This window comes from Kitasatospora sp. NPDC059571, from assembly GCF_042735675.1.
Lineage (GTDB): Bacteria > Actinomycetota > Actinomycetes > Streptomycetales > Streptomycetaceae > Kitasatospora.
In genome coordinates this window covers 1-3,037 of the sequence record NZ_JBHWBW010000675.1, presented here as the reverse complement: position 1 = coordinate 3,037, position 3,037 = coordinate 1, and the positions used below count along the sequence as shown (strand labels likewise).

Sequence of the window (3,037 nt, the reverse complement as noted above, 5' to 3'; positions counted from 1 at the left end):
CGCCCGGGGCCGGCGGCCGCGGCGCGTCCGTGCACGGGGCGGCGTACCCGGATATGACGGGTGCCCGGTGATCACGGTGTCCGCGGGCTCCGCTAGGTTGTGCACCCGCCGCGCCACAACCGCGCGGCGGCCCCTTCCGCCTCCCGGTTCGACCCGTGCACGGAGAAGCCCGCCCATGGACCAGTCACCCCCGGCCGAGCCGGCCGCGCCCCCGGCCGCCGTCTGCTTCCGCCACTCCGACCGCGAGTCGTACATCCGGTGCACCCGGTGCGACCGGTACGCCTGCCCGGACTGCCGACGGGAGGCCTCGGTCGGGTACCAGTGCGTGGACTGCGTGAAGGGGGCCGCGCGCGAGGCCCGGCCGACCGTCACCCGGTTCGGCGGGCGCGCCACGACCGTCCCGGTGGCGACCTGGACGCTCATCGCGCTCAACGTCCTGGCGTACCTCGCCGAACTCGTCCGGACCGACGTAGTCGACCGGTTCTCCGCGCTCGGCCAGGCCGTGGTCGGCCCGGACGGCGGCTACTACACGGTGACCGCGCCCTTCCTGCCACCGGGCTACCACGCGATCGGCATCGCGCACGGCGAGTGGTACCGGCTGATCACCTCGGCCTTCCTCCACCTCCCGCCCACCCAGGGCCTGTTCGGGATCCTCCACATCGCGGGCAACATGTACTGGGTCTGGCTGCTGGGTCGGCTCCTGGAGGGCTGGCTCGGCCGGCTGCGTTTCCTCGGCCTGTACCTGGTCTCGGCGCTCGGCGGCTCGGTGTTCCAGTACCTGCTGGCACCGCACCAGCCGGCGATCGGCGCGTCCGGCGCGGTCTTCGGTCTGACGGCCGGGTACGTCGTCCTGGCCCGGCGCATACAGTACGACCCGCTCGGCAGCGGCCAGCTGCTGCGGAACTCGCTGATCTGGCTGGTCATCTCGGCGGGCTTCACCTCCTGGCAGGGCCACCTGGGCGGCCTGGTCGCCGGCGCGGCCGTCGGTGCCGCCCTCGCGTTCGGCACGGCCCTCCAGGGTCGGCAGCGCGCTGCCGTCCAGGCCGGGGGCACCGCCGCGGTGGCGGTCGTCCTGGTGGCCGTGGTCCTGCTGAGGACGTCGGACCTGCTGGCGAACACGCCCTGGAGCTGAGCGGGCGGGCCGCCGGTCCCGGACCGGCGGGACCCGTAGCCCGTCCGGGGGAGCGGTGGGCGCGGCCCGATGGCCGCCCCTTGCCCCGGCGCATAGCGTGACGGGGGCGGACCGCCCGGGTCCGCCCCTGTGCCGCGCCCGGAGGCCCGCCGATGACTCCGTCCATGTCCGATCTGACCGGCGACTACACGTTCGACCCCGCCCACACCCGGCTCGGCTTCGTGGCCCGCCACGCGATGGTCACCAAGGTCCGCGGCTCCTTCACGGAGTTCGACGGCAGCGCCCACCTGGACGGCAACGACCCGGCGAAGTCCTCCGCCCGGCTGACGATCGACGTCCAGAGCATCGACACCGGCAATGCGCAGCGGGACAGCCACCTGCGCACCAACGACTTCCTGGACGCGCCCGCCTTCCCGAAGATCACCTTCGTCTCCACCGGGGTCGAGCAGCTCGGCACCACGAGGTACCGGATGACCGGCGACCTCACCATCAAGGAGACCACCCACAACGTCGGCATCGACTTCGAGTACACGGGCACGGCGGTCGACCCCTACGGCAACCCGCGGGTCGGCTTCGAGGGCTCGCTGACCATCAGCCGCAAGGACTACGGCATCACCTGGAACGTCGCGCTGGAGGGCGGCGGCGTCCTGGTCAGCGACAAGATCACGCTGGAGCTCGACGTCTCGGCGATCCGCAAGGGCTGAGTGCCGGCCGGGGCCCGCCCGGGCAGGTCACCCGAGGGACAGGCCCTGTTCCTCGAGTGCCGCCTGCAGCCGTTCGACGGCCTTCGGTCCGACCCCGTGGAGCCGGCCGAGCTCGGCTGCGGGCACTCCGGCGAGCTCGGCGAGCCGGGTGTAGCCGGCCTGGTGGAGCGCCCGGGTGGCGGGGGCGCCGATGTTCCTGGGGAGGTCGCCCTGGGGCTGCGAGGTCATACGGCCATCCTTCCGGGCGGCCGCGCAGGCCGCCACCCGTCCGGGCCGCGGTGCACGCCGCAGGCGCCCACCGGGGGAGGTTGACGAGCCGTCACAGCGGCCGGCGCGGGCCGTCCGTCCCGGTCGCGGCGATAAATGGATAGATCGGCACCGCAGCCCCTCCTACAGTGACGAGGTCTCACCCCCACCACCAGGAGCGGATCATGCGCGTGCCCTACCCGCGGACCCCGCACCTGCCGTGGTCGCCCGGCGCGACCGCCGACGACCTGCGGGCCGGCGGCCTCGCGGGGCTGCGCGGACACGAGGTCGTCGTCACCGAGAAGCTCGACGGCGAGAACACCACGCTGTACCGGGACGGCCTGCACGCCCGCTCGCTCGACTCCGGGCACCACCCCTCGCGGGCGTGGGTCAAGGCCCTCCAGGGGCGGATCGGGGCGGCGATCCCGGCCGGCTGGCGGGTCTGCGGGGAGAACCTGTTCGCCCGGCACTCCATCGCCTACGACGCGCTCGACAGCTGGTTCTTCGGCTTCTCGGTCTGGGACGACGCGGACCGCTGCCTGCCCTGGGACGGCACCGTCCGCCTGCTGGGCCGCCTCGGGGTGCCCGCGCCACCGGTGCTCTGGCGCGGTGTGCTGGACGAACGCGCCCTGCGGGCGATCGCCCTGGACACCGAACGCCAGGAGGGGTACGTCGTCCGGACGGTCGAGGGCTTCCCCCGCGCGGAGTTCCCGGCGCGGGTCGCCAAGTGGGTCCGGCCGCGGCACGTGCAGACCGACACCCACTGGATGCACGCCGCCGTGGTCGAGAACGGACTCGGGCCGGCCGCCGCGCTCTGGCACGTCCGCTCCGGCGGCGCGCCCGACCTGCCCCTGCTGCTCGCCGCCGCGGGCGTGCCCGCCCCGGCCGAGGGCGGCCCGGCCGGCATCCCGTCCGGGCCCGCCCCGGCGGCCGCCGAGGACGCGGCCGCCCGGCT

The 3,037-nt window shown here is 74.7% G+C and carries 4 protein-coding genes; 3 read left to right on the top strand and 1 reads right to left on the bottom strand.

The genetic code is table 11. The annotated features are described in order from the left end of the window. The first annotated feature begins 175 nt into the window (after window positions 1-175). Window positions 176-1,132 carry a rhomboid family intramembrane serine protease gene (locus ACFV0G_RS37660; RefSeq protein WP_380557820.1) on the top strand — a complete coding sequence of 319 codons (957 nt, stop codon included), beginning with the start codon at window positions 176-178 and terminating at the stop codon, window positions 1,130-1,132. 164 nt (window positions 1,133-1,296) lie between these two features. Beyond that, window positions 1,297-1,836 carry a YceI family protein gene (locus ACFV0G_RS37655; RefSeq protein ID WP_380557817.1) on the top strand — a complete coding sequence of 180 codons (540 nt, stop codon included), beginning with the start codon at window positions 1,297-1,299 and terminating at the stop codon, window positions 1,834-1,836. A 27-nt stretch (window positions 1,837-1,863) separates the two neighbouring features. Here ACFV0G_RS37655 and ACFV0G_RS37650 read toward each other — a convergent pair whose 3' ends face one another. Next, window positions 1,864-2,064: a DNA-binding protein gene (locus ACFV0G_RS37650; RefSeq protein ID WP_380557814.1), complete on the bottom strand. Its 201-nt coding sequence runs from the start codon at window positions 2,062-2,064 to the stop codon at window positions 1,864-1,866. A gap of 203 nt (window positions 2,065-2,267) precedes the next feature. On the opposite strand from ACFV0G_RS37650, the gene ACFV0G_RS37645 reads away from it, so the two are divergent. Continuing rightward, the coding region (locus tag ACFV0G_RS37645) for an RNA ligase family protein (protein WP_380557811.1) at window positions 2,268-3,037 on the top strand (770 nt) is incomplete at its 3' end.

What these genes read in the sequence shown, in the direction of transcription:
- ACFV0G_RS37660 (WP_380557820.1), top strand. Translation starts at nt 176, where the DNA reads ATGGACCAGTCACCCCCGGCCGAGCCGGCCGCGCCCCCGGCCGCCGTC.
- ACFV0G_RS37655 (WP_380557817.1), top strand. Translation starts at nt 1,297, where the DNA reads ATGTCCGATCTGACCGGCGACTACACGTTCGACCCCGCCCACACCCGG.
- ACFV0G_RS37650 (WP_380557814.1), bottom strand. Translation starts at nt 2,064, where the DNA reads ATGACCTCGCAGCCCCAGGGCGACCTCCCCAGGAACATCGGCGCCCCC.